We start from the raw sequence: 24,844 nt of genomic DNA, 5'->3' as shown, positions 1-24,844 counted from the left end.
TAGCATTACGATCAAATTTCTTTAACTTCTTAACTCTGCTCCAGCTTCTGTTAAAGCTGCTAATACTTTTTCATGTGTACGAATAACTTCTTCATCCGTTAATGTTTTTTCCGGATCAAAGTAAGTTAACGAGAAAGCCACTGATTTCTTGCCTGCTTCCATTTTATCGCCTTCGTAAAGGTCGAACACGCGGACGTCTTTCAACAGTTTGCCACCTGCATTGCGGATGACGTTTTCAATCGTTGCCGCTTCCACCACTTTAGAAAGAACTAACGCCACATCACGTGACATGGATGGGTAACGTGGTACTGGCGTGTAAACTAGTGCCTTCGTTGCTTTAGCCAACAATGCAGCCAAGTTCAACTCCATCACAACTGTAGTTTTTAAGTCGCGCGCTTTTTGTTCAGACGGATGCAACTGGCCGATCACGCCAATACGTTGACCGCCATGTATGATAAATGCCGTTCTTCCTGGGTGCAGATCATCCATTTGACCACGTTCGAAAGTCAATTCGACGCCAAGTTTATCGCTAAGACTTTCTACAATACCTTTCAAGACGAAAAAGTCGACTGGCTTTTTCTCACCTTGCCAGCTATGATCGAGCCAAAGACCCGTAATGGCAACAGCTAAATGTTCCTGCTCGTTCAATAGCTCGTCTTGACCTTTAAGAAAAACTGAACCCGTTTCATACAAAGCGACCGAATCCATTCTTCTCGCTGTGTTATACGTAACAGATTCCAATAAATGCGGCAACAAGCTTTGACGCAACAAACTACGCTCTTCGCTCATTGGCATTAAGAGACGAGTTGTTTCGGTTTCTTCTAAAGCAAATTGCTTTACTGATTTTGCAGAAGTTAATGAATACGTCGTCGCTTGCAATAATCCGGCACCTTCCATAAGTGAACGAACAATGCGACGTTTTGCCTGGTAAGGCGTCAAGCCACCTGGAGTCGTTTCAGCTTCTGGTAATGTCGCTGGAATTTCGTCGTAGCCATAAAGACGGGCGATTTCTTCGATCACATCTTCAGGAATTTGAATATCCTGGCGGCGCGTAGGCACTGATATGACCAGTTGGCCATTCGCTGCTTCTGTATTGAATTTCAAGCGGTTCAGAATGTCCCACATGTCTTCAAAGGAGATCTTCATACCGAGACGGCTATTGATAAAATCAGGAGAAACCTTAACAATTTTCTCTTCTTTATCCAATTCATCAAATATTACGGATCCTGCAAGCACTTCTCCTCCAGCAAGCTCGGACAATAATTGTGCCGCTCGTTCTGCCGCTGGAATGACGCGATTTGGATCTACGCCTTTTTCAAAACGCGAACTTGCATCACTGCGAAGACCGTGATCTTTTGAAGTTTGACGAACAGAACTCGATTCAAAATAAGCAGATTCGATGACAACAGTCGTCGTCGTTTCGCTTACTTCCGAGTTGGCTCCGCCCATAACCCCTGCAATCGCCACTGGTTTTTCACCATTGGTGATCAATAAATGACGGCCAGATAATTTACGCTCAGCTTCATCTAAAGTGGTAATCATTTCGCCTTCTTTGGCGTGGCGAACCGTAATATTCCCCGTTTCCAATAAATCATAGTCAAATGCGTGAAGCGGCTGGCCATATTCCATTAATACATAGTTCGTAATATCAACTACGTTATTATGTGGACGGACACCAGATGCCATTAGGCGTTGTTGCAACCACATAGGGGACTCTCGAACTTTAATGTTGCGAACAACTTTTGCGACATATAAAGGGTTGGCTTCAGGAGCATCGACTGACAACGTCAGCATCGAAGCTGCTGTTTCAGATGCTTCTGTATAGTTAATTTCTGGCAGTTTGACTTCTTCCGATAGAATAGCCCCTACTTCGTAAGCAACGCCAAGCATGCTCATCGCGTCTGCGCGGTTTGGTGTCAGTCCTAGTTCTAATACGGTGTCATCTAAATCGAAATTTGTAATGACGTCAGAACCGGTTTCTGCATCTTCTGGTAGCACATAAATGCCTTCAGCATATGCTTTTGGCACAAGCTTGCCTTCTATTCCGAGTTCTTGCAACGAACAAATCATGCCATGCGATTCTTCTCCACGAAGTTTCGCTTTTTTGATTTTGATGTCACCTGGAAGTTTAGCTTCAGGGCGTGCCACGATTACTTTTTGGCCTGCTGCTATATTCGGTGCGCCGCAAATGATTTGTGCCATTTCGTCACCAACATCCACTTGGCAAATGGATAGTTTATCGGCTTCTGGATGCTTAATGCAAGATTCAACAAACCCTACGACGACGTTTGTCATGCCTTGTGTGCGGTCGATGACTGCGTCTACTTCAATACCTGACCGCGTTATTTTTTCACCCAATTCAGCGGGTGGCAGTTGTTGTATATTTACATAGTCTTTTAACCATTTTATGGATACGAACATATTTTATTTCCTCCTTAAAGTTCTGTACGTTGGAATTGAGCTAAAAAGCGGACATCATTTGTATAAAAATGACGGATATCTTCGACGCCGTATTTTAACATGGCGATCCGTTCAGGACCCATACCGAAAGCGAATCCAGTCAAGCGTTTCGAGTCATAACCGGCCATTTCAAGAACATTCGGATGCACCATTCCAGCGCCTAGAATTTCAATCCAGCCTGTTTTTTTGCAGACATTGCACCCGCTGCCGCCGCATTTAAAGCACGAAATGTCCATTTCCACAGACGGTTCCGTAAACGGGAAAAAACTTGGACGAAGGCGAATTTCACGGTCATCCCCGAACATTTTCTTAGCAAATACAGAAAGTGTCCCCTTTAAGTCACTCATGCGAATGTCTTCTCCGATAACCAATCCTTCAATTTGCGTAAATTGATGCGAATGTGTCGCGTCGTCACTATCCCGGCGATACACTTTACCGGGACAAATAATTTTAATCGGCTCGCCGCCTTTTGCTTCCATTGTCCGCGCTTGAACCGGTGAAGTATGAGTGCGCAGCAAAATGTCTTCTGTTATATAGAAGGAATCTTGCATATCGCGAGCTGGATGACCTTTCGGCAAGTTCAACGCTTCAAAATTATAATAATCCTTTTCTACTTCCGGGCCTTCTACTACTTCGTAACCCATCGAAATGAACAAGTCTTCGATTTCTTCTACAACACGTGTTAATGGGTGCGCATTGCCTGTTTTGACAGGACGTCCCGGCAACGTGATGTCAATTGTCTCGCTTTGCAGCTTCGCATTGATCGCTTCTTCTTCTAAGATGACCATACGGCCTTCGAGTCGCGTTGTTACTTCTTCGCGTACTACGTTGACCAATGCTCCCATTTTCGGACGTTCTTCAGCCGGGAGTTTCCCCATGCCTTTCAATAAATCTGTAATGGGTCCTTTTTTACCTAAATAAGCGACACGAACGTCGTTTAGTTCTTTAACGGTCAACGCTGCGGCAATTTTTTCAAGAGCTTGTGTTTTCAATTCCTGTAATTGTGCTTCCATTTTTTCTCCTCCTTAGACAGTAAAAAGCCCCGTCCCTGAAAAGGGACGAGGCATTATTCGCGGTACCACCCTGGTTATTGCAAAATAGCAATCACTCATTTACATAACGGCTCTTCACCGGCCCATCTTTACAGCATTCCTGCTGGTCCCGTTAGGCAGCTCGCGGGGTGAACTTCTGAGGCGTTTACATATCCACACTTCCAGTCAAGGTGCAGAATCTCTGTGATGTAAGGGCGCAACATACTTTTCCCGTTCTTCGCTTTTACTTATTTACTTCCCTATTATACGAAAGTTCAAGGTTTTTATCAAACTTAGTTTTTCGGAACGAGGCTATACAAAAGAATGCCCGTAGCGACTGCGACATTCAGTGATTCTGCACTGCCATAAAGCGGGACCATCAAATTCTGATCTGTTTGCTGCAGCAGTACAGGGTCAACGCCGCTGCCTTCATTGCCGACAATCAAAGCAAATTGTTCATGTGTCTTTGCTTCATGAACTGGAGTTGAATCTTGAAGTGCCGTGCCGAAGATTTGGATGTCATTTGCTTTAGCCTGCTCGGTCCATTCGATCAATTCCCCTTTAACAACTGGAATCTGGAAATGCGAGCCTTGAGCCGATCGGATGGTTTTCGGATTGTATGGATCCGCACAGCCTTTGCCCAAAATAACCGCATCGATGCCGCTTGCGGATGCTGTACGAATCATCGTCCCGATGTTGCCAGGATCTTGAACAGCGTCGATCAGCAATAGCTTAGTCCATGTTTTTTGCTCATCTTCCGTAAACTCCGGTTGTGCACAATGCGCAAAAATCCCTTGCGTGTGTTCCGTTTCCGAAATTTCTTTTGCCACTCCTGCAGTAACAGAATAATGAGGAACGCCTTCAATATCCCAGTCTGCCGGAATATCTACGCCTTCGCGGACGATCAATGATTTGACGAGTTCTTTTTTACGTAAGGCCTCTTCCGTCAAATGAAAGCCTTCCACTAGGAATTCGACAAATTTATCGCGTTCTTTTCGTGTCGTTCCAAGCTTTTTCCAATGCTTGACGAGCGAGTTTTGATTGGATTCAATTCTTTTCATTACAGCTTCACGCCTTTATTTCAGAATAGCTCCAGTATAGCACACCGAAAAGCGCAGACGCCTAAAAGCAGAAGCTAACATAATGTCACGCCTTCTTGTCACAACGGTTAGCTGACCCGCATCCTGCAGGCTCTCGACAGGCATAAGACGCTCTGGCGAAGCGGCGTTCTTTACCGTATAGACTGAGTGGCTTGTAACCTTAGAAACTTGGCACTGGAGTTTAGGCAGGTTCAGGAGAATCAAACGAACTCCAACAAGATAGACATCACTTAACTACTTAAGCTGTAAAAAAATCAAAGCCCAGCGCCGTCAACACACCGAACGCAAGTGACCATAAAGCGATGCTGATGGTCAGCCAAACGGTCGTATTTTTTTTCGTTGCCCCTAGCGTCATTCCAATAAAGGCAGCGATATGCGTTCCAATTAAAATCGGTCCTAGTAATGCAAGTCCAGGCAAGCCGTATTTATTCCAGATCCGTTTGGCACGTTCGCTTTTTTTCGAAACAGTTTTGCCTTTCTCTTCTTGGCGTTTGTTGTACCAGATTTGGAAACGGTCAAAACCGACAATCAGTGCAAGCACAGTCAGCATATTGCCAACGAAAGCCACTACGATCACCCACAACGGTGACAAGCCCCAAACAATGCCAAGCGGAATCACTAATGCAATTTCGAACCACGGAATGGCAGCTCCCAGAAAAACTAAAAAGTATTCATAGATCATTCCTTTTCCTCCTTAAAATGTTTTCGTATTTCCAAATAGTAGATCACGTATTGGATAAACGCGACCAGTAGAATTGCTAGTACCGTGTAAATACGCGATAACGGTGAAAACATTGCAAATACAGCTAACATTGGCAAACTCCAAATCATAAAACTGTAAACTTTTTGAGATGCTTTTCGTGTAATATGCGTCATCCCTTCATCCTGCTCTAAGTATTCTGGTGGGCGGACTGCAAAGGGCGAGATTTTTTGTGTTGGATTCTTTTCGTTATGACGTCTCAATTGGACATAAAAAATAATCAGCATTAGGAAGTAAAGAAGGAGTGAACCGATAATAACAAACCCTGCGATTAGACCATATTCAACCGACATGCTTTGCTCAGTTTCTGTGTTGACAATATCTGTTACTGGTGAACTAACTCCGAATAAGAACATCCCCAGTACTAATATAAACCCCATCATCCACAACGGATATTTCATACGAAAATCATTCTTCATTGCCATCATCCTCCTCTAACCAAAATAGTTCGTTGACGTTAGTTTGTAGCACCTTTGCTAGCTTTAACGACAATGTAATTGAAGGTGAAAACTCTCCTTTTTCAATAAAAGCGATTGTTTGACGTGTGACATTCACTTGTTTTCCAAGATCACTTTGCGTAAAACCGTACCGAGCTCTTAGTTCTTTCACTCGATTCTTGAGCATCTGCTTCATCCTTCCTTATTTAATGTTCGGTTTATATAACATAATGTACACTTTACTTAACATTTAGTCAACTAAAGTTAACATTTATTTTTGTGAGTTGTGGTTGAATTCTTCGTTATTTTGCGGGAAATTGGAGTTCTTTTGTGCGCTAAGGCTCGTTTTTTGCGGGTTGTTGGAGTTTGTTTGCAGGAAAACGAAGGTTGTTTACGCAATCTGACCCTTTGTTTGCAAAACGCAAAAAAAGCTTCTCATCGGAGTGAAAAGCTAGCCTTTATTCTTCAATTGATAGGTCCGATTGCGCAAGTCGCCTTCAATTTCAAAATCGAAAGTCGTTAACAAGCGAGACACAACATACGGTGATTCGAGATTGCAAAATTGTCGAAGTTTCTTATTACTCAGCCGCTTGTGGACGAGTGAAAAATATTCTCGAATAGTATTTTCGAGCGCGAGTGGATCTATCGTTTCACACAACTCGCACATCCAACCGTATTTATACTTTCGTATCACACGATGGTTTTTGCAGTTATAACAAAAAATTCCCACTCGCAACTCGTTCGGTTCAATGGCGTATAACTGGCATAGAGGAAATCTTATATAAGGAGTTTGAGCTTTTTGAAAAAGTTTATCGATTTCCGATAAATTGGGGCGGGTGTTCTTTTCGGGGAAGTCCTGAAGTATATGGAATAAGTAATCGATCAGTTGGTAGGTTTTACAAACATGGATATTTTTCGGGTTGGTCATAAACTCACAATGTTTTGACGTAAATACAACTAGACCCTCGATCGGTAAATTGATTTTATGCTGTTTAAAGAATTTTGTTAAAAAGCGAATGTTTTTGTTTAATTGACTTGCAGGGTTTTCCATTACAGTTCGTGCGCCTTCTAAATCAGTTCTTGAGAATTCGCTTGTTTGATTATCAAAATAAAGCTGACCACTACTATTTTTTGATTCAATGAAAATGACTCCACGTTCTGTTAGCAATAAGACGTCCATTTGCACTTTCCAATCATCCGGTGACAAGCAAACATTCCGCAAAAAACGATAATTTTCTTCCGGACTAAATTCAATCAATTTCCGTTCGAGCCTGTCTTCTCCTCGCTTTCCAGCAGCGGTTCGATACAACTCGATTTGAAGGAATGGGCGTTTTGGATGAATCTCAGGTAACCGGTACAACAACCTTTCTAACAAATCAGTTTGTGACAGCAAAACGATTTCTTTTTTGCTCATAAAGCACTTTCAATCAGAATAAGTAGAGTATAGCATTTTACTTGTTCTTCTTAAAAGAGGAAAAACCATTAAGTGGATGCTTTTCGCTCGCGAAAAACGAAAAATCTTTTTTGTTTGCGGGACAAATAGGGTTGTTTGCGCAATTGGTCTTCTGTCAAGAAAGTGGACACAGAAAAACTGTTCTTTTTCTTCAAAAACCCTATCGCGCTCCGCTTGATCGGACAGCCATGAGAAGCGGTTCAAAAGCGAACCGCTTCTCATGGCTGTCAAACTGTCACGAAACCAATCGTTCTGATATCAGGGATGCGTATTTTTTTTCATAGTTTTCGGGTGACAAATAACCGAGTGTGGAGTGCCGTCTACGCAAATTATAGAAGTCATCGATGTAATGGCCGATTGCCTTTCGAGCGTCTTCCCGTGTTCGGAACCGGTGGCGGTAAATCAGCTCTTTCTTAATGGTGGCGTGAAACGATTCGATGCAGGCGTTATCGTACGGATCTCCCTTGCGGCTCATGCTGATTTGGAATTCGGCTTTTTTCAAGCACTTAATGTACTCATCGGAACAGTATTGAGAGCCGCGGTCAGAGTGATGGATTGGCTCACCAGTGGGATTTCGCAAGAGCAGCGCCTCTTGCAGCGCCCCAAGTGGCAGTTCGGTCTTCATCGTGACATCCAGACTCCACCCGATAATCTTGCGCGAGAATAGATCCATTACACTCGCCAGATACAACCATCCCTCTAGCGTCCAGATATACGTGATATCGGATACCCAGACCGTATTGGGCTTGTCGACATTAAAACGGCGCTCGAGAAGATTTGGGTAAACGAATTGGTGATGGTTGGAATCCGTCGTTGTCACGAATTGTTTTACTGGCAATGCACAGAGTCCTAGCTCTTTCATGTAACGACCCACGGTTCGTTCGCATATGGAATATCCCTGCGCCTTGAGATCTTCAAGAATGCGCGGGCTACCATAGGTGCCATAGCTCTCATGATACGATTGAGCAATTTTTTGGAGAAGTTCTTCCCGCAGAATCTGCCGTTCAGTCCGAGTATCTACGACCAGCTGAGTCCGCCATTTATAGTAGCCGCCTCTGGATACGCCAAGTAAATTACACATCATCAACACGTCGTATTCGTTCCGATGCTCCTGGATGAACGAAAAGATTACGTGCGGCTTTTCATGAAGACATGCATGGCCTTTTTTAAGATTTCTACTTCATCGTCACGCTCTTTCAGCCGGTTTTCTGTATCCCGCAGCTTCTTCTCCATCTCTGAGAAGGTGACCAGCGGCTCACCCGTTGGATTCGCTAAACGCTCTTGCTTTTCCCGATACTCTCTTGCCCATTGCCGCACCGTTGTGGCACTCACGCCGACTTCATAAGCCAGGTCCGTGGCTTTCCGTCCTTCTTTGATATGGAGCTTGGCGATATATTCCTTGTATTCGGTCGTTTTGTGTTTACCCATGTTTGACACGTCCTTTTTCTTGGTGGTTTCAGTATGTCGAAAACCGTTTGGTCGTGTCCACTTTTAAGTCTAAACCCACAATCTCGTGGTTTGTTTGCGCGAACGCTGTCTTTGTTTGCGCAATACACCACTTTATTTGCAAAATACAAAAAATCCCTTCGCCAAGGCGAAGGGATTCTCGATCTTATTCGAATGTGATGCGGGCTACTGTATCTTTGTCCAATTTTTTGATCACTTCGATGATTAATTTTACTGCATTTTCGTAATCGTCACGGTGCAAAATGCCCGCGTGCGAATGGATATAGCGCGTTGCTACTCCGATAGCAAGGGCAGGAACGCCATTTGCCGTCAAGTGGATAGATCCAGCATCTGTTCCTCCGCCAGCAATGGTTTCAAATTGGTACGGAATGCCTGCTTCTTCAGCAGTATCCACTACCAGTTCGCGCAAGCCGCGATGAGAAATCATCGATGCGTCGAACAATAGCAATTGCGGACCTTCACCCATTTTGCTGTTGGATTCCTTGCTGGTGACTCCTGGTGTATCGCCGGCAATTCCAACGTCCACTGCGAATCCGATATCAGGTTGGATTTGAGCGGTCGCTGTTTTCGCGCCGCGCAGTCCAATTTCTTCTTGAACTGTTCCGACTCCATAAACAACATTCGGATGGTCAACGCCTTTCAATCCTTTCAAGACGTCAATTGCAATGGCACAGCCGATTCGGTTATCCCAGGCTTTCGCCATCAGCAATTTTTCATTGTTCATCACGGTAAATTCAAAATATGGTGTGACCATGTCACCTGGAGTGACTCCCCATTCTTTTACTTCTTCAGGCGACGAGGCACCAATATCGATAAACATATCTTTGATTTCAACGGGCTTTTTGCGTGCTTCGGGTGATAAAATATGTGGTGGCTTTGAGCCAATCACGCCTGTGATTTCTTTGCCGCTGCGTGTAGTAATCGTCACACGCTGCGCCAGCATCACCTGTGACCACCAGCCGCCTACCGTTTGGAATTTCAAAAATCCTTTATCGTCGATTTGGGAAATCATGAATCCGACTTCATCCAAATGGCCTGCTACCATAATTTTAGGTCCGTCAGCCAGTCCTTCTTTTCGCGCGATTAAGCTACCCAGACCGTCTGTTTCAATCGAGTCGGCAAATGGTGCTATGTATTTTTTCATGACTTCACGCGATTGGCGCTCATTTCCTGGAATGCCATTAGCGTCCGTCAATTCTTTTAACATTAATTGTGTTTCATCCAACTTAGTCATTATTTCGACCCCCTAAATAATTTATTACTCACTTAGTATAATAGAAACCCGCCAAATTATCAAAACATTCTTTTATCAATACCCATCGTGCTGGCGGTCATAATTGGTTTTATTCTTTTGGATATAGGCTTCAAGCACTTCATCATAACTGAATTCCAATGCTGTAGCCAACCCGCCGTAGCAACTCCAAATCTCCATGAAGTTGGACATCGAATAGTTCTCAAGAAATTCCTGTATGGCTTTTTGCGTCGACAGAAATAGCTCTGTCATGCCTTTTCCTACAACGGGATCTGGCCAAACTTCTAGCGTATTCAAATCTTTCTCAATACCGAGCGACAATAGGAAGTGAATAGAGTCGACATACTCTTCCAGAATAACAGATCGTTCCGATGGGCCTTTCGTGCTCCAAAACTTGAAACAACGTGTTTCATTTGCTAGTTCTGCCAACTCCACTAATAGAGCCAATCCTTTTTTGCGGAAAACATCTTCAGTAATTTCCTGATTAGATTGGATAAAACGATCCAGTTCTGCCTGCATTTTGAACAATTCCTGCAATTTCATAATCATCTCTCCTTTAGTTAAAATAAATCTTGAAACTAAACGACTTCTCACTCGTATAGTTATTAGTAGGACTATGTAAATTAGGAGGTAATTCAAATGGCTTTTCTTATACGCCTCATTGTACTGATATTGATCATTTACTTGTTTTACCGATTGATCCGCTATATTGTAGATCCTAAAAGGAAATTGGATACCGCCCTTGAATCAGGAACTTACTATTTTTTGGATGATGTAAAAAATGTACAAAAAAACTTTTTTATCGCGCTTCGTGGCGTGCTTTTCGAAGGTGAGAAATACCTCGGAACAACTGGGAATTCTTTCGAAGTCGTCTCCATTTTCGTATGGGTAGAAAACCCCGATCAGTTGCAAGGCTTCACCAAGGAAGATTTCTACTTTCTTGAAAAGGAAATTTTGATGAATTATCCAGAAGCCCGCATCAACTGGAAAAATCCGATAGAACGCTTAATGAAGCAGGAAGAATGAGCTCAGCGCTCATCCATTAAAGTAATTTTGGAAGCTCCAAATAAGAAAAGCAAAATCGAGCATCGCTAATACTAGGAAGCCAATTCGGAAATTGGTATGTTTTGTTTTGTGGCGGAATGCCATCATGCCAAGATAAGCGCCAATGCCACCGCCAAAAATCGCCACTGTCCACAGGTTCTTTTCAGGAATCCGCTGTCCACGATGCTGCGCCTGGTGTTTGTCGACTTTCATCATAACAAAAGCCATTACGGTCAGAATTGCAAAATAACCAAAGATAATCAAAAACATAGGGTTTTCCTCCATAAAAAAAGACTGACGAATTCTCGTCAGTCTTTTTTATTGTTTCGCTAAACGCCTGAGCATTGCAGCTTTCTAGTTGTGTGATGTCTATGGCCTGCAATGAACGGTCACTTCCGCTTTTACTATCTAGCTGCAATGACCTGCTCCTCGGGTCATAAGCTGTTCTTCCTGTGCGGCAAAAGCGCCGCTTCGGAAGTTCATCTTATGCCTGTCGGAGCAAACCGGTCACTTCCGCTTTTATTACTATCTAGCTGCAGTGTCTAGACCCTCGGGACTTAAGTCAGCCCACCTGTGCGGCAAAAAGCGCCGCTTGTTGGTCCGTCTTAAGCCTGTCAGGTCTGAACAGACACTTCCGCTTTTATTACTTAGTTACTGCCTTTTTTGCTTGGTCAACCAATGCTGTGAATGCAGCTGCATCAGATACAGCGATTTCAGCTAGCATTTTGCGGTTGATGTCGATGCCTGCAACTTTTAATCCGTGCATAAGACGGCTGTATGAAATTTCGTTCATACGAGCTGCTGCGTTGATACGTGTGATCCAAAGTCTACGGAAATCACGTTTTTTGTTGCGGCGGTCACGGTAAGCATAGTTACCTGACTTCATCACCTGTTGATTTGCTACTTTGAAAAGGATGTGCTTTGCACCATAATAACCTTTTGCTAATTTAATGACCTTTTTACGACGCTGGCGCGTCACTGTTCCACCTTTTACGCGTGGCATATCACATTACCTCCTGCTGAATATATAAAATTCGATTTTTGTTCTTTTCTAGACTTTAGCGCTAAAATCCTCGGGGTCATAAACCAAAGTGGCTTTACGGCAGAAAGCGTCGCCTCACCTATTCGTCCTGTGCCCATCGAATTTACTCGAGCCTTTGTCATTTTCTTATTTCATGTTATAGATTAGTGATTTGATGCGCTTCAAGTCGCCTGAAGAAACAAGTTTCCCTTTGCGAAGTTTACGCTTTTGCTTAGTTGATTTGTTTGCAAATAAGTGGCTAGTGTGTGAGCTGTTACGTCTTACTTTACCAGTACCCGTTTTTTTGAAACGTTTTGACGCACCGCTATGGCTTTTCATTTTCGGCATTTCGAATTCCTCCTAAACAATGATCTCTTATTCTTTTTCGTTGACTGGTGCGAGCATCAAGAACATGCTGCGGCCATCCATTTTAGGGCGTTGTTCAACCGTAGCAACTTCTTTGCACGCTTCTGCGAAACGTTCAAGAACACGTTGTCCGATTTCTTTATGCGTAATCGCACGGCCTTTGAAACGAATAGAAGCTTTCACTTTGTCGCCTTTTTCAAGGAACTTGATTGCATTGCGAAGTTTCGTGTTGAAATCGTGATCGTCAATTGAAGGGCTTAAACGTACTTCTTTGACGACAATCACTTTCTGATTTTTACGGATTTCACGATCTTTCTTCTGTTGCTCAAACTTGAACTTACCGTGGTCCATGATACGAGCAACCGGCGGCTTAGCTTGAGGAGCCACAAGAACAAGATCCAAGTTGACACGAGCTGCAATTTCAAGTGCTTCGTTACGTGTTTTGATGCCAAGTTGTTCACCGTTTTGATCAATAACTCGCAACTCACGTGCACGAATACCTTCATTTACATTAATGTCTTTGCTAATAGTAATCCACCTCCGGATAGTGTCGCGAATAGCTTAAATGTGTGAACCGGCCGAACCGGTTTACAGGGTTCCGATCAAAACAAAAGCGGATGGACCACAGAGGTCCACCCGCAAATATGACAACACGCTTCTTTCTGCGTGTAAAAGTCAATCGTGTATACCTGCCAACAATCGGTCGATCAGGTGAGAAGCGGGTGCTCCTGCTTGCACATATAAGTATTCTATAACCTTATTCATAATATCACGTGCCTTTGGACCTGTCAAGACGTTTACCGAAGTTCGCTTTGAACCAGTTTCACAAAGTCTTCGAATGGCATGCTTTCCGATTTCTGTTCGCCGTATTTCCGGACATTGACAGAACCGTCTTCTAGTTCCCTATCACCGATGACGAGCATATATGGTACTTTTTGCATTTGCGCTTCACGAATCTTATAACCGAGCTTTTCATCGCGTTCATCGATATCCACACGGATCTTATAAGACTGCAATGTTTCCTGCAACTCTTTTGTGTAAATACTGTGGGCATCAAGTGATACCGGAATCAATTCCACTTGTACTGGTGCAAGCCATGTTGGGAAAGCCCCTTTGTATTCTTCAATCAGGAATGCAACAAAGCGCTCCATTGTCGAAACGACTCCCCGGTGAATGACGACCGGACGATGCTGTTTGCCGTCTTCGCCGATATACGACAAGTCAAAACGTTCCGGCAGAAGGAAGTCAAGCTGGACAGTCGACAAAGTCTCTTCTTTGCCGAGAGCTGTTTTTACTTGGACGTCTACTTTAGGTCCGTAAAATGCCGCTTCGCCTTCTACTTCTTCATAGTCAATTTCCATTTCATCCATCGCTTCTTTTAGCATGGCTTGTGCACGATTCCACATGGCGTCATCGTCAAAGTATTTTTCTTTGTCTGCTGGATCACGATAAGACAGACGGAATGAATAATTCTTGATGTCAAAATCTTTATAAACTTCAACAACCAGGTTGACGACACGTTTGAATTCTTCTTTAATCTGGTCTGGACGTACAAAGATGTGGGCGTCATTCAAAGTCATTCCGCGGACACGCTGCAGTCCGGATAAAGCACCTGACATTTCATAACGATGCATCAATCCAAGTTCTGCGATACGAATCGGCAATTGACGATAGGAATGAATGCCTTGTTTGAAAATCATCATGTGATGCGGACAGTTCATTGGACGCAATACCAATTCCTCGTTGTCCATTTTCATGACCGGGAACATATCATCTTGGTAATGGTCCCAGTGCCCGCTAGTCTTGTACAATTCCACGCTTCCCATAACAGGCGTATAAACGTGGTCATAGCCCAGACGCTCTTCTTTGTCGACAATATAACGTTCAATAATACGACGAATTGTAGCACCTTTCGGAAGCCACATCGGTAAACCTTGACCAACTTTCTGAGAATTCATGAATAAATTCAATTCTTTTCCGATTTTACGATGATCGCGTTCTTTCGCTTCTTCTAGCATTTCAAGATGCGCTTTCAAATCTTCTTTTTTGAAGAAAGCTGTTCCGTAGATGCGCTGAAGCATCTTGTTGTCGCTGTTGCCTCTCCAATACGCACCTGCAACACTTAATAATTTAAACTCTTTCAACTTTCCTGTTGACGGTACATGAACGCCTCTGCAAAGGTCAAAAAAATCACCTTGTTCATAAATGGAAACTTGGTCATCTTCAGGAATTGCTTCAAGAAGTTCCAGTTTATACGGATCTTCAATCGCCGCGAATCGTTTCTGTGCTTCTGCACGTGTGACGTCGTGGCGGATAATTTCTACGTTTTCATTGATGATTTTTTTCATTTCTTTTTCAATCAATGGCAAGTCTTCTGACGTAATTGCAGACTCTGTATCAATATCGTAATAAAAACCGTTTTCAATAACTGGACCAACCCCAAGCTTAGCGTCCGGATACATGCGTTTGATCGCTTGTGCCAACAAATGCGCAGTGCTGTGACGTAACACTTCTAGACCTTCATTGGATTCAGGTGTGACAATGGCGATATCTCCATCTTCTTGCAAAGGCGCACGTAAATCGACCAACTTGTCGCCTACTTTGCCAGCTAATGCTTTTTTTCTCAATCCTGGGCTAATTGATTGTGCAATTTCCTCAGTAGTTACGCCTTGTTCAAACTCTTTTACTGCTCCATCAGGGAATTTCAGTTGAATCATGTCTGCCATGCCAATCTCTCCTTTTAATTAGATCTGGTCAAAATGTCCATGCCACAGGGTCTGGATAGACATTCAATATTTTTCTTGTTTATACATGTATAGCAGAAACGATTCGGCCGGTGATACTCCACAAACCAACTCCGTTTTCCTGCGGGAGTCTCCGTTGGTTTGTTCCATATCTTAGCGATTAGTCATGAAAAGAACGGTCGGAACAAACGGCCGCTTCCGCTTTTCTTTGTCCAGCTTCAGCGGCCAGGTTCTCGGGTCATAAGCCAACCCGAATCCAGTTACAGCGCCTAGCTCTTCGGGATATAAGCCACTCTGGCTGTGCGGCTGAAATAACGCCACTTCGCCAGAGCGTCTTATACCTGTCAGAGCTGGACAGGCACTTTCACTTTTTATCCTGTGCGGCTGAAAAAACGCCGCTTCGCCAGTCTGTCTTATGCCTGTCGAACCTTGACGGCCGCTTCCGCTTTTCTTTTTTTCACAGAAAAAAGCCCCATCCCAAAAGGGACGAAGCTTTAGTTCGTGGTTCCACCCTTCTTCTATTCTAAACAGACAGGTCCGTTTAGAATGAAGCTCTGCATCGGCTAACGGGCCGGTACCGTCAGTTGCTACTAAGAAAACTGTTCACAGCTGCTGCTCGAAGGGGGTAAACGGAAAAGCGTTACTTAAGAAGCTCACAGCCTAGGCCTCTCTCTCTGAAAGTCGTAATTTCCGCTCATGTCCTTGTCAAGGCATGTAAAATCTTGGTTCGATTGTTATTACTATAAACCGAATTGTTCCAAAACGCAATAGTTCCAGCGTTTAATTTCGTCGGTTGCGTCCGTCGAGCTTGACCGAATTCGTTAACGCGCGGATTCGTTCCATAATTCGCGCAGCTTTCAAATCTTCTTTTTCGCCGCGCTGTGAGTAGGTCAAATGATATTCCAGTTCAGAGTAACTGAAGTTTGACGACATGAAGGTCGGCAGTTTTTCAGACATCCGGTAATGGAGAATCGTCCCCAGCACCTCGTCACGTGTCCAGCTCGACATCGCTTCTGCTCCAATGTCATCGAGCATTAAGACATCTGCTTTTTTGACGTAATCGACTTTTTCCTGCAGCGTTTGGTCACCGATGGCTTGTTTCATTTCTCGCATGAATTCAGGAACAAATACCAACACCGATTTGACATTTATTTCAGCCAGTTCGTTGGCTACAGCGCTCAGCAAATAGGACTTTCCGATGCCGAATTGTCCGTAGAGGTATAACCCTTTTTCCGGCAAGTTGTCAGGACCAGTCGCCTGATCCAGGAAGTCGCCAACAGCTCGGAACGCTTCCATGCGGCTGTCATCCAAATCAAATCCGTCTAGCGTCGCTTGCATTACTTCTTTTGGCATGTACATGCTGTGTATCAAAGACGAAGCATGTCGCTTATTGTCACTCGCTTCTTTTAAACGGCATTTGGTGTAGGAAATACCAACGGTTCCCCTCTCTAACACGAGGTTTGGTTCAAAGCCTTTCAAATGATTGATACAGACGTCTAAGCTAGGACACTTATTACAATCATGAGATTGATCGATATATTCGTATAACTTCCCGAGTCCTCTATCAATGGTAGCTGCATCGATTTCCTCTGCATGATCTTCCAAGAATTTTTGGACGCCTGCATGTGCCAGCACTTCTTTACGCATTTCTTTATAGCGCTCAGAAAAAGCAGGCGCATTGACTACACGTTTTAAGGTTTCGCTAATCGGTTCCATTTAACCACCTTTTCCTTTCTTCAGCGCAAGTTTCGCAAGAAGTTTTTGTTTTTCTACTTCCAAGCTTTCGTTTCTCGGCTCTGCTTTTGCGACAGGCATGTCGTCTTTTTTATGGAACCATTCCGGCAACTTTTCTTCACGCACCGGCTTCCGGTTTCCATTGCCTGTAAACGGCTTGGCCACTGCAGTTGGTGAGCCTTCCGACTTCCATTTCATATACTGGGTATGCTCGACACGCGCAATTTCCATTGCTTCTTTTGCAGTAGTGACGTTTTTACGCAGCCAATGCGAAGCGATTTTTTCCACGTAGGCTTTAGTTAGCTTCATATCGGTGCGCAGCAGGACATATTGAAGCAAGACGTTGACGACTGGCGGCTTCATCCCATGGGTAATGACCAATTGGTTGGCCAGTTCGACATCAGCAGGCAATGGTTCACTGCCGTTCGCAATATCCCGTAACACTTGAATAGGCGGAGCTGTTTCCAAATAGACAAGCAACTCATCTTGCTTCGTTTTTGGTGCTTCTTCTGTGAGCTTCGGAGTTTCTTTATGCACTTGAACAAGTTGGGGTGCTGTGGTGGAAACCGTGAACTTATAATATTCAGATGCTGATTTTTTCAAACCTTCAACTGTCAATTTATAATCGTCTTCGATTGCCAACAAGATGACTTTCTGCATTTCTAAAGGTCCCCAACCATAGAGGTAACCAAGTTTGGAGATAAAATCTTTGATGGTTGCAGTCAGCACTCGTTTCGGTACTAGCTGCTCAGAGAGCCCTTGGCGAAGCAACGCGAAATCGAATTCTGCATCGGCTTCGTAGGCTCCTTTTTTCCGTTCCTGCAGGTCCTCCTGTATTGGTGGGTATCCAGCCTTCGCATGGACCGGCTGAAAAATGTCGGTGAATGTCCGAGACACTTCTTCAAAATCTCTTGGAATTTCTGAGTGAATCAAAAAACGATTCCGGACTCTGCGATAGGACGGTTCACCGATTTTACTAAACAGAAACATCGACAATAAAGGGTCCATAAAAAAAGTTTTGGGATCCAGTGGTGGACATAATTCATAAATGAAGCAGCGGTTGCCATCGTCTTTCCGATAAGTTTTCAGCAAACCAATCGCTTCCAATTGAATCCTCGCTTCAAAAATTTTCGAAATAGGATTTCCCAATGTGTTCATCAATGTATAATGGGTCGCCTCATCACCAGATGCTTCCCCTTCAGCCCATAGCGTCAAGTAAAACGCGATAGCTTCTGCGCCGATCATCGGCTGGTAAAGCAACGTCAACAGCTGGCGATCGTAATTCGAAAATGGGTAAGGCAGACGGATTCGATAGGGATCAGCTGGCTGCAATTCTTTATAATACGCAGTCATAAGTCACCGCCTTAGTCGATTTTCTTGTCTTCCGGACTTTTGTTCAGCAAATCCTTTAGTTCGTCGATAAAAACAGTAATATCTTTAAATTGGCGATATACCGAAGCAAAGCGAACATAGGCCACTTCATCAATTGCTGCTAGACGGTTCATGACCAATTCTCCGACTTCTTCGGATTTCACTTCGGGGTTTCCTGCCCGGCGAAGGTCTTTCTCGATCGTAAAGACGACTTCTTCCAACGCTTCTAAAGATACCGGCCGCTTTTCACACGCACGAATCAAACCGCGCAGAACTTTTTCACGACTAAACTCTTCACGTGAGCCATCTTTTTTGACGACAATCAACGGCATCTCTTCCACTTTCTCAAAAGTGGTAAAGCGATATCCGCATGATTCACATTCTCTGCGCCTTCTAATTGATTTCATTTCATCTATTGGCCGTGAATCGACAACACGTGTGCCGTTATGTTGGCAAGCTGGACATTTCATTTTGACATCTCCCTAACTTCTCTATCTAGTGTATCTAGTATAACAAAAATTCTTTCGGAAAATAGAAAAAGCAGAGGATTTTATCCTCTGCTTACGTGTTTTTTGTTAAATGGATTATACTGTTACTGAAACTTTGGATTTCCCAGCACTGACTGGACCCATGCCGCGCGGCAATTCTACAAGCTCGCGTGACGTTGAACCTAGTGCTTCTGCGATATACTCCGCTGCAATTGTCGGATCTAAATCGCCACAAGTGTAAACATCTACACTCGCATAGCCGTGTTCCGGAAAACTGTGAATCGTTAAGTGAGATTCAGAAATGATCACAACTCCGCTGACACCTTGTGGGGCAAACTTGTGAAAAGCTACCTCTCTTACTTCAGCTCCGGATTTGAGTGCTGCATCAACAAAAGTTTGCTCGATAAAATCCATATCGTTTAATTTGTCAAAATCACACTGCCAAAGTTCTGCAATTACGTGACGTCCCATTGTTTCCAAGGTTCGTTTTCCCCCTTTGATATCATTTTGGTTTTTGCGCAAAATATTCAAAGTTGACTACCACGGGGGAAAGTTAGTCCAAAGAGGTCCTAACCCTTTAAGCAGTCATGTGAATAAAAAATCTTACGCTCCTAATTCCGAGATGCATGATGGAAATTCAGAAGTGGTAGCCATTTTTAACTACGATTCATAGTATAAAACGGATTTATTGTAAAAGCAATAATAATATCTTAATAATCTTGATTTTTTTAGTAAATTTCCCATAAAAAAACCGTCTTTCCATCTAAAAACGGAAAAACGGGATGATTCATTTTATTTGGATACCAATATTAGAGCGTTTGCGACTTTCTTCGTCAAATCGATAACACGTGCCGAATAGCCCCATTCATTGTCGTACCACGCGAGAACTTTCACTTTGCGCCCGCCAATTACCATTGTCGATAAGCCATCAACTATCGCAGATTGGGGATTACTATTGAAATCGACAGACACTAGAGGCTCCATCGTCAAGCTCAAGATCCCCTCAAGGCCATTTTCTGATGCTTCCTCGAATGCTTGATTAACTTCTGCTATCGTCACGTCTGACTTTAAATCGACAACTAGATCGACCAAGGAGACATTTGGTGTCGGAACCCGTAACGCCATGCCATGCAGCTTGCCTTGTAATTCCGGCATTACCGATGATAGCGCTTTCGCAGCACCCGTAGAAGTTGGGATGATGGATTGTGCACATGCACGTGCACGCCGAAGATCTTTGTGCGGATTATCCAAATTTTGCTGATCGTTCGTGTAGGAATGAATTGTCGTCATCAAACCATTTTCAATACCGAATTTATCATGCAGGACTTTTACGACAGGTGCCAAGCAATTCGTTGTACAGCTTGCGTTGGAAATGATGTCGTGCTTATCAATATCTAGTTTGTCATCGTTGACACCCATAACAATTGTAATATCTTCTTTTTTTCCAGGCGCCGTCAAAATTACTTTTTTAGCTCCAGCTTCCAGGTGCAGAGCGGCTTTTTCGCGAGAATTAAACTTTCCAGTTGCTTCGATGACAATATCAATGCCCATTTCTTTCCACGGCAGATTCAGTGGGTCTCGTTCACTTACCAATTGTACACGTTTCCCGTTAACAATTAAGGCATCTTCTTCTGAAGATACGTCACCAGCGAAGGTGCCGTGATTTGTGTCATACTTAATTAAATGCGCAAGGGTTTCAGCCGGATAAGTAGCATTGACTGCCGTAATTGTAACGTCATCCATCATTATCGCTTGTCTGAAAACCATACGGCCAATACGGCCAAATCCGTTAATTGCAATAGAAACTGTCATGTAAGAGTCCTCCGTTTATAATTAAGTTATACTCATATTTTTAATTTCTCATATAGTATAACACAATTAACTATTCAGAGAACCTTAAAAACAGCATATCTCTTTATTCTTTTTCAGGACTGGCATGCCAGTTGTCTAAGATCCGGTTTAACTGCCATTTCGTTTCATCTAGTGTTCCGTTGTTGTAGATGACGGCATCTGCACCATCTTCTTTTACAGACATCGGCAATTGGGAGGCGATACGTGCCTTGGCCTCTTTTTCGGTAAAACCATTCCGTTCTACAAGTCGAGCAAATTGGTTTTCTTCTGTAACACTGACGACTAAAATGTTATCCACCAAATGTTGAAGGCGGCTCTCGAATAATAACGGGATATCCATGATGATCGTCTTGAATCCCTGCGCCAGAAGCTCCTGCCGCTGCCGCAGCATTTCCTGGCGTATTGCAGGGTGGATAATGTCGTTTAGGATTTTCCTACTTGCTGGATCATTAAAAATGATTTCTCCTACTTTTGCACGATCCATTGTCCCGTCTTCTTTTATCACATCAGATCCAAATGCCTCCGTAATTTGCTCTAAGGTCTCTGAACTCGGTTCTACTACTAAGCGCGCCACTAGATCTGCATCAACGATCGGATAGCCCCAACTTTTCAGCATGCCGGATACCGTACTTTTCCCACTGGCAATACTGCCTGTTAATCCAATGATCATCATCCAACCTCATTTCTGGCAGCTCGGGCAATACATTGAAGCCCTTCCGCCGATTTTCAGGGTTTTTGTTGCAGTGCCGCAATCTGCACATTGTTTTTTTCCATACATGCCGAAACGGTTTTGCATGCTACCCGATTCACCGTTAATATTGCGGTAATCCGATATCGTACTGCCTCCTGCTTCTATGCTTTCCAGAAGAATGGCAACGACCGTCTCGAATAATTCCACTTTGCGCTTTTTACTGATGCGGCTAGCCGACCGCTTTGGATGAATCTTCATTTTAAAAAGTGCTTCGGTTGCATAAATATTGCCACAGCCAGAAATGACTTGGCCATCCATAATGACTTCTTTGATTGCCTTGTTCTTGTATTTGGAACTTTCCGCCCTCAATAGAAAATGTTCAAGTGCCACTGCCTCGAAAGGCTCTGGTGCCATCAGCAGCAAAGGCGGGAAATCCGCTTCTTCCTGCAAAACCCGCATCTCCCCGAATCTTCGGATATCAGAAAATGCCAATAGCTTACCATCGCTCAATGTCAATACGACATGTACGTGGCGTCGGAATTTGTCCTCTGGAATCGACTGAAGCTGGTCGATATAAAACCAAGCTCCAGACATCCCTAAATGATTGACCAATAAGAATTCATTGTCTTTTCGCAATGTAAAATAAATGTATTTACTGCGCCGCTCGACACGGATGATTTGTGCACCGACCAAGCTTTCGATAAACCGGTCAGCTTCCATCCGTTTGATGATCGCTTCCTTGCCATTTGTTTTCGACACGCGGATCGTATCTGAAACCGCTACTGCCTCAATCTTTTTTCCAACGGACACGGGGCGGATCTGTCGAACGACACCTTCCACTTCCGGAAGTTCAGGCATATTGTTGCCCTCCTGTCATTTCGTATCGTACCAGGTAGCGCCATGCGCGATGTCCACTTTTAATGGAACGATTAGCTTCACTGCGTTTTCCATCACTTCGGGAACCAATTCCATCAACTTATCCAATTCCTCTGGTGGCGCCTCGAAAATCAATTCATCGTGCACCTGCAGCAGCATTCTCGTCTGCATCTCTTCACGCTCTAGAGCTGCATCCATATCGATCATTGCTTTTTTTATGATGTCTGCTGCACTGCCTTGAATCGGTGTATTCATCGCTGTACGTTCTGCAAAGCTACGCAAATTAAAGTTAGAGCTCGTAATATCCGGTAAATAGCGTCTCCGGTTCATCAACGTCGTAACAAACCCATCACGCTTTGCATCTGAAACAATAGTCGTCATATAGCTTTTGACGCCAGGAAAGCTGGCAAAATAACGTTCAATAAAGTCCGCCGCTTCTTTACGAGGAATGTTCAGGTTTTGAGACAAACCATAATCACTGATGCCATAAACTACCCCAAAGTTAACAGCTTTAGCAGCTCGGCGCATGTCCCCAGTCACTTGTTTTTCAGGAACATGAAAAACATCACTGGCCGTTGTTGTATGAATATCACGGTCATCTTTAAAAGCTTGAACCAAACGCTCATCTTCTGACATATCTGCCAAAACACGCAATTCAATTTGTGAATAATCGGCAGCAACCATCACCCAGCCAGGTTCTGAAGGAACAAAGGCTTTACGGATTTTCCGTCCCTCTTCAAGACGCACCGGGATGTTTTGCAAGTTCGGATTGGTTGAACTAAGCCGGCCTGTTGTTGTCAGAGCCTGTTGGAAACGGGTATGGACTTTGCCATCCTCGTGAATTTCTTTTAATAAACCTTCTATATAAGTAGACAAAAGTTTGCCGAGCTGACGATACATTAGAATGTGAGAAATGATTTCGTGCTGCCCTTCCAATTTTTCAAGTACATCCGCTGCTGTCGAGTAGCCGGTTTTGGTTTTCTTTAAAGCTGGCAATCCTAGTTTTTCAAACAAGATGACACCTAATTGTTTAGGTGAATTGATATTAAACTCTTGTCCGGCAAGCCCATAAATATCCGATTCGATTTTCTCCAGTTTATGAGACAATTCCTTGCCCATTTCAGATAATTGATCACGGTCGACTTTGACGCCTAGTGACTCCATTTGCCCCAAAACGCTTGCCAATGGCAGCTCCAATTTATCGTATAAATCAAATTGCTCATTGTCTTCAAGTTTTTCCATGACCAACGGACGGACTTTCCAGATGGTGCGTGCTTTTCTGGCAATATGCTCGTTGAGGATCGACTCTTCCGGCACTTTCTTTTTAGCGCCTTTGCCGTAAATTTGCTCGTTTGTCGACACGTCCTTATAGCCGTATTCCTGGACGATGCTCGCCATATCCGTGTAAGTCAAAGATGGATTGACAATATAAGCACCCAACATCAAGTCGAAGTCGACACCTTTTAGTTCAATGCCGACGCGCAGAAATGCCGCAGTCGCCGCTTTGGAATCTGCCATGAATTTCTTTCTTGATGGATCTTTAAACCAAGTACGGAATTCCTCCGATTGCTCAGCGACTGCCATTGGAATTACATAGGTTGCCGTTTCAGTTGCTAAAGAAACCCCAAGCAAATCGCAACTATGATAATGTTCGTCGTACAGCTCCAGATGAACCGCCATCTCGTCTTTCAATATCGAGGGATTGATGCTTGTCAGCACTTCGAACGTCAATTCTTCTTTGACCGTTTCTTCTGCTGTATACTCCATTTTCTCTAATAAGGATTTAAACGCCAATTCATTCCATATTTTCACTAATTCGTCCTGGTCTGGACCTGCATAGCTCAATTCTTCAATCTTGATGTCGATCGGCGCATTGCGTTCGATCGTCGCCAGCTGCTTGCTGATGTAGGCGAGATTTTCATTGGCGACCAGTTTTTCTTTCATTTTGCCTTTTTGTTGCTCAATCGCTTCATAGACACCTTCGACAGAGCCGTGTGCTGCCAACAGCTTCAGCGCCGTTTTTTCACCGACTCCTGGCACGCCAGGAATGTTGTCGGAAGCATCGCCCATGAGACCTTTCATATCAATGATCTGATTGGGCGTCAAGCCGTATTTCTCCTTGATGTGCTCAACCGTATACTTCTCGATATCGGTGATGCCTTTCCGCGTGATATAAACCGTTGTTGAAGGCGAAGCCAGTTGCGTCAAATCTTTGTCTCCTGAAATGACCACGACTTCGTCACCTTCTCGCTCTGCTTCGAGACTCAAGGTTCCGATAATATCATCCGCCTCGTAATTGTCCAATTCGTAGCGTTTGATCCGGTAGGCATCGAGCAATTTTCTTAGGTAAGGAAATTGTTCCGACAACTCAGGCGGCGTCTTTTGCCGTCCACCTTTGTATTCACTGAAAGTTTCATGGCGGAAAGTTGTTTTTCCCGCATCAAAAGCCACAATCATATGCGTTGGCTTTTCTTCGTCCAGTATTTTTTGAAGCATCATGGTAAATCCGTATACAGCATTGGTGTGGATGCCGTTTTCATTGGTCAACAGTGGCAAGGCGAAAAACGCACGATACGCCAAGCTGTTGCCATCTAATAAAAGTATTTTCTTTGCCACAAAATTACCCCTTCCATAAAAAAGCCGTCATTCCTTTTATTTTACCACGTGGGCAAATAGAAGAGAAATGACGGCCATAGCC

26 protein-coding genes and 2 other annotated features are annotated in these 24,844 nt (G+C 43.8%); of the genes, 2 read left to right on the top strand and 24 right to left on the bottom strand.

Annotated elements, in window-relative coordinates; translation table 11 throughout:
- Positions 1 to 21: 21 nt before the first annotated feature.
- The 9 genes from pheT to BBH88_RS07245 all read right to left on the bottom strand — a co-directional run bounded on the left by pheT (position 22) and on the right by BBH88_RS07245 (position 8,669).
- Entirely contained in the window at positions 22 to 2,421 is a 2,400-nt protein-coding gene (pheT, locus tag BBH88_RS07285; protein ID WP_065537054.1) for a phenylalanine--tRNA ligase subunit beta, read from the bottom strand.
- 14 nt (positions 2,422 to 2,435) lie between these two features.
- Positions 2,436 to 3,473, bottom strand: a complete 1,038-nt coding sequence (pheS, locus tag BBH88_RS07280; protein WP_006830994.1) for a phenylalanine--tRNA ligase subunit alpha — start codon at positions 3,471 to 3,473, stop codon at positions 2,436 to 2,438.
- A gap of 38 nt (positions 3,474 to 3,511) precedes the next feature.
- Positions 3,512 to 3,739: a binding site (T-box leader), on the bottom strand.
- Positions 3,740 to 3,784: 45 nt separating this feature from the next.
- A complete protein-coding gene (locus BBH88_RS07275) occupies positions 3,785 to 4,552 on the bottom strand; it encodes a TrmH family RNA methyltransferase (protein ID WP_006830995.1) in 768 nt (255 codons plus the stop codon).
- 277 nt (positions 4,553 to 4,829) lie between these two features.
- Positions 4,830 to 5,273 (bottom strand): small multi-drug export protein, encoded by a 444-nt coding sequence (locus BBH88_RS07270; RefSeq protein WP_006830996.1) that lies wholly within the window; start codon positions 5,271 to 5,273, stop codon positions 4,830 to 4,832.
- On the bottom strand, positions 5,270 to 5,770 hold the full coding sequence (locus BBH88_RS07265) for a DUF3169 family protein (protein WP_006830997.1): 501 nt from the start codon (positions 5,768 to 5,770) through the stop codon (positions 5,270 to 5,272). The genes BBH88_RS07270 and BBH88_RS07265 overlap by 4 nt, the downstream gene beginning before the upstream one ends.
- Positions 5,760 to 5,975: a helix-turn-helix transcriptional regulator gene (locus tag BBH88_RS07260; protein WP_006830998.1), complete on the bottom strand. Its 216-nt coding sequence runs from the start codon at positions 5,973 to 5,975 to the stop codon at positions 5,760 to 5,762. Before BBH88_RS07260 ends, BBH88_RS07265 begins: the two co-directional genes overlap by 11 nt.
- A gap of 264 nt (positions 5,976 to 6,239) precedes the next feature.
- Positions 6,240 to 7,202, bottom strand: a complete 963-nt coding sequence (locus BBH88_RS07255; RefSeq protein WP_006830999.1) for a nuclease-related domain-containing protein — start codon at positions 7,200 to 7,202, stop codon at positions 6,240 to 6,242.
- A 274-nt stretch (positions 7,203 to 7,476) separates the two neighbouring features.
- The gene (locus BBH88_RS07250; protein ID WP_238323475.1) at positions 7,477 to 8,358 is read right to left on the bottom strand and encodes an IS3 family transposase; all 882 of its coding nucleotides are present in this window, start codon (positions 8,356 to 8,358) and stop codon (positions 7,477 to 7,479) included.
- Between the two features lie 11 nt (positions 8,359 to 8,369).
- Positions 8,370 to 8,669 carry a transposase gene (locus BBH88_RS07245; protein WP_006830420.1) on the bottom strand — a complete coding sequence of 100 codons (300 nt, stop codon included), beginning with the start codon at positions 8,667 to 8,669 and terminating at the stop codon, positions 8,370 to 8,372.
- Between the two features lie 33 nt (positions 8,670 to 8,702).
- On the opposite strand from BBH88_RS07245, the gene BBH88_RS19170 reads away from it, so the two are divergent.
- A complete protein-coding gene (locus tag BBH88_RS19170) occupies positions 8,703 to 8,867 on the top strand; it encodes a hypothetical protein (RefSeq protein WP_154669135.1) in 165 nt (54 codons plus the stop codon).
- Here BBH88_RS19170 and BBH88_RS07240 read toward each other — a convergent pair.
- Complete coding sequence (locus BBH88_RS07240) at positions 8,854 to 9,942, bottom strand: M42 family metallopeptidase (protein ID WP_006831000.1); 1,089 nt, start codon at positions 9,940 to 9,942, stop codon at positions 8,854 to 8,856. The two genes, BBH88_RS19170 and BBH88_RS07240, sit on opposite strands and share 14 nt — an antisense overlap.
- Positions 9,943 to 10,017: 75 nt before the next feature.
- Positions 10,018 to 10,503, bottom strand: a complete 486-nt coding sequence (locus tag BBH88_RS07235; RefSeq protein WP_006831001.1) for a dUTP diphosphatase — start codon at positions 10,501 to 10,503, stop codon at positions 10,018 to 10,020.
- A 96-nt stretch (positions 10,504 to 10,599) separates the two neighbouring features.
- Here BBH88_RS07235 and BBH88_RS07230 point away from each other — a divergent pair, with 96 nt between their 5' ends.
- Positions 10,600 to 10,986 carry a hypothetical protein gene (locus tag BBH88_RS07230; RefSeq protein WP_006831002.1) on the top strand — a complete coding sequence of 129 codons (387 nt, stop codon included), beginning with the start codon at positions 10,600 to 10,602 and terminating at the stop codon, positions 10,984 to 10,986.
- Between the two features lie 9 nt (positions 10,987 to 10,995).
- On the opposite strand, the gene BBH88_RS07225 is transcribed toward BBH88_RS07230, so the two are convergent.
- From BBH88_RS07225 to polA, 13 genes are all read right to left on the bottom strand, one after another.
- Complete coding sequence (locus BBH88_RS07225) at positions 10,996 to 11,274, bottom strand: DUF1294 domain-containing protein (RefSeq protein WP_006831003.1); 279 nt, start codon at positions 11,272 to 11,274, stop codon at positions 10,996 to 10,998.
- Positions 11,275 to 11,647: 373 nt separating this feature from the next.
- Positions 11,648 to 12,007, bottom strand: a complete 360-nt coding sequence (rplT, locus tag BBH88_RS07220; protein ID WP_006831130.1) for a 50S ribosomal protein L20 — start codon at positions 12,005 to 12,007, stop codon at positions 11,648 to 11,650.
- A gap of 165 nt (positions 12,008 to 12,172) precedes the next feature.
- On the bottom strand, positions 12,173 to 12,373 hold the full coding sequence (gene rpmI / locus BBH88_RS07215; protein ID WP_006831131.1) for a 50S ribosomal protein L35: 201 nt from the start codon (positions 12,371 to 12,373) through the stop codon (positions 12,173 to 12,175).
- A 27-nt stretch (positions 12,374 to 12,400) separates the two neighbouring features.
- Positions 12,401 to 12,907: a translation initiation factor IF-3 gene (gene infC, locus BBH88_RS07210; RefSeq protein WP_040852855.1), complete on the bottom strand. Its 507-nt coding sequence runs from the start codon at positions 12,905 to 12,907 to the stop codon at positions 12,401 to 12,403.
- 83 nt (positions 12,908 to 12,990) lie between these two features.
- Positions 12,991 to 13,131, bottom strand: a sequence feature (ribosomal protein L20 leader region).
- Positions 13,132 to 13,188: 57 nt separating this feature from the next.
- On the bottom strand, positions 13,189 to 15,117 hold the full coding sequence (thrS, locus tag BBH88_RS07205; protein ID WP_006831133.1) for a threonine--tRNA ligase: 1,929 nt from the start codon (positions 15,115 to 15,117) through the stop codon (positions 13,189 to 13,191).
- A gap of 798 nt (positions 15,118 to 15,915) precedes the next feature.
- Positions 15,916 to 16,851 (bottom strand): primosomal protein DnaI, encoded by a 936-nt coding sequence (gene dnaI, locus BBH88_RS07200; protein ID WP_006831134.1) that lies wholly within the window; start codon positions 16,849 to 16,851, stop codon positions 15,916 to 15,918.
- Positions 16,852 to 18,222: a replication initiation and membrane attachment family protein gene (locus BBH88_RS07195; RefSeq protein WP_006831135.1), complete on the bottom strand. Its 1,371-nt coding sequence runs from the start codon at positions 18,220 to 18,222 to the stop codon at positions 16,852 to 16,854.
- An 11-nt stretch (positions 18,223 to 18,233) separates the two neighbouring features.
- Positions 18,234 to 18,710, bottom strand: coding sequence for a transcriptional regulator NrdR (gene nrdR, locus BBH88_RS07190; protein ID WP_006831136.1), 477 nt, complete (start codon positions 18,708 to 18,710; stop codon positions 18,234 to 18,236).
- A 114-nt stretch (positions 18,711 to 18,824) separates the two neighbouring features.
- A complete protein-coding gene (gene speD, locus BBH88_RS07185; protein ID WP_006831137.1) occupies positions 18,825 to 19,208 on the bottom strand; it encodes an adenosylmethionine decarboxylase in 384 nt (127 codons plus the stop codon).
- Between the two features lie 312 nt (positions 19,209 to 19,520).
- On the bottom strand, positions 19,521 to 20,540 hold the full coding sequence (locus tag BBH88_RS07180; RefSeq protein WP_006831138.1) for a glyceraldehyde-3-phosphate dehydrogenase: 1,020 nt from the start codon (positions 20,538 to 20,540) through the stop codon (positions 19,521 to 19,523).
- A gap of 103 nt (positions 20,541 to 20,643) precedes the next feature.
- The gene (gene coaE / locus BBH88_RS07175) at positions 20,644 to 21,249 is read right to left on the bottom strand and encodes a dephospho-CoA kinase (RefSeq protein ID WP_006831139.1); all 606 of its coding nucleotides are present in this window, start codon (positions 21,247 to 21,249) and stop codon (positions 20,644 to 20,646) included.
- 9 nt (positions 21,250 to 21,258) lie between these two features.
- Positions 21,259 to 22,128, bottom strand: a complete 870-nt coding sequence (gene mutM / locus BBH88_RS07170; protein ID WP_006831140.1) for a bifunctional DNA-formamidopyrimidine glycosylase/DNA-(apurinic or apyrimidinic site) lyase — start codon at positions 22,126 to 22,128, stop codon at positions 21,259 to 21,261.
- Positions 22,129 to 22,143: 15 nt separating this feature from the next.
- Positions 22,144 to 24,762, bottom strand: coding sequence for a DNA polymerase I (polA, locus tag BBH88_RS07165; protein WP_006831141.1), 2,619 nt, complete (start codon positions 24,760 to 24,762; stop codon positions 22,144 to 22,146).
- Positions 24,763 to 24,844 lie beyond the last annotated feature (82 nt).

Source organism: Planococcus antarcticus DSM 14505 (genome assembly GCF_001687565.2).
GTDB lineage: Bacteria > Bacillota > Bacilli > Bacillales_A > Planococcaceae > Planococcus > Planococcus antarcticus.
The sequence above is the reverse complement of the archived record's forward strand: the minus strand, read 5'-3'. Positions and strand labels throughout refer to the sequence as shown.

What these genes read in the sequence shown, in the direction of transcription:
- BBH88_RS07265 (WP_006830997.1), bottom strand. Translation starts at nt 5,770, where the DNA reads ATGAAGAATGATTTTCGTATGAAATATCCGTTGTGGATGATGGGGTTT.
- pheS (WP_006830994.1), bottom strand. Translation starts at nt 3,473, where the DNA reads ATGGAAGCACAATTACAGGAATTGAAAACACAAGCTCTTGAAAAAATT.
- BBH88_RS07225 (WP_006831003.1), bottom strand. Translation starts at nt 11,274, where the DNA reads ATGTTTTTGATTATCTTTGGTTATTTTGCAATTCTGACCGTAATGGCT.
- BBH88_RS07260 (WP_006830998.1), bottom strand. Translation starts at nt 5,975, where the DNA reads ATGCTCAAGAATCGAGTGAAAGAACTAAGAGCTCGGTACGGTTTTACG.
- rplT (WP_006831130.1), bottom strand. Translation starts at nt 12,007, where the DNA reads ATGCCACGCGTAAAAGGTGGAACAGTGACGCGCCAGCGTCGTAAAAAG.
- rpmI (WP_006831131.1), bottom strand. Translation starts at nt 12,373, where the DNA reads ATGCCGAAAATGAAAAGCCATAGCGGTGCGTCAAAACGTTTCAAAAAA.
- BBH88_RS07230 (WP_006831002.1), top strand. Translation starts at nt 10,600, where the DNA reads ATGGCTTTTCTTATACGCCTCATTGTACTGATATTGATCATTTACTTG.
- BBH88_RS07270 (WP_006830996.1), bottom strand. Translation starts at nt 5,273, where the DNA reads ATGATCTATGAATACTTTTTAGTTTTTCTGGGAGCTGCCATTCCGTGG.
- BBH88_RS07240 (WP_006831000.1), bottom strand. Translation starts at nt 9,942, where the DNA reads ATGACTAAGTTGGATGAAACACAATTAATGTTAAAAGAATTGACGGAC.
- thrS (WP_006831133.1), bottom strand. Translation starts at nt 15,117, where the DNA reads ATGGCAGACATGATTCAACTGAAATTCCCTGATGGAGCAGTAAAAGAG.
- dnaI (WP_006831134.1), bottom strand. Translation starts at nt 16,851, where the DNA reads ATGGAACCGATTAGCGAAACCTTAAAACGTGTAGTCAATGCGCCTGCT.
- BBH88_RS07195 (WP_006831135.1), bottom strand. Translation starts at nt 18,222, where the DNA reads ATGACTGCGTATTATAAAGAATTGCAGCCAGCTGATCCCTATCGAATC.
- coaE (WP_006831139.1), bottom strand. Translation starts at nt 21,249, where the DNA reads ATGATCATTGGATTAACAGGCAGTATTGCCAGTGGGAAAAGTACGGTA.
- BBH88_RS07235 (WP_006831001.1), bottom strand. Translation starts at nt 10,503, where the DNA reads ATGAAATTGCAGGAATTGTTCAAAATGCAGGCAGAACTGGATCGTTTT.
- nrdR (WP_006831136.1), bottom strand. Translation starts at nt 18,710, where the DNA reads ATGAAATGTCCAGCTTGCCAACATAACGGCACACGTGTTGTCGATTCA.
- BBH88_RS19170 (WP_154669135.1), top strand. Translation starts at nt 8,703, where the DNA reads ATGTCGAAAACCGTTTGGTCGTGTCCACTTTTAAGTCTAAACCCACAA.
- pheT (WP_065537054.1), bottom strand. Translation starts at nt 2,421, where the DNA reads ATGTTCGTATCCATAAAATGGTTAAAAGACTATGTAAATATACAACAA.
- BBH88_RS07245 (WP_006830420.1), bottom strand. Translation starts at nt 8,669, where the DNA reads ATGGGTAAACACAAAACGACCGAATACAAGGAATATATCGCCAAGCTC.
- BBH88_RS07255 (WP_006830999.1), bottom strand. Translation starts at nt 7,202, where the DNA reads ATGAGCAAAAAAGAAATCGTTTTGCTGTCACAAACTGATTTGTTAGAA.
- mutM (WP_006831140.1), bottom strand. Translation starts at nt 22,128, where the DNA reads ATGCCTGAACTTCCGGAAGTGGAAGGTGTCGTTCGACAGATCCGCCCC.
- BBH88_RS07275 (WP_006830995.1), bottom strand. Translation starts at nt 4,552, where the DNA reads ATGAAAAGAATTGAATCCAATCAAAACTCGCTCGTCAAGCATTGGAAA.
- BBH88_RS07180 (WP_006831138.1), bottom strand. Translation starts at nt 20,540, where the DNA reads ATGACAGTTTCTATTGCAATTAACGGATTTGGCCGTATTGGCCGTATG.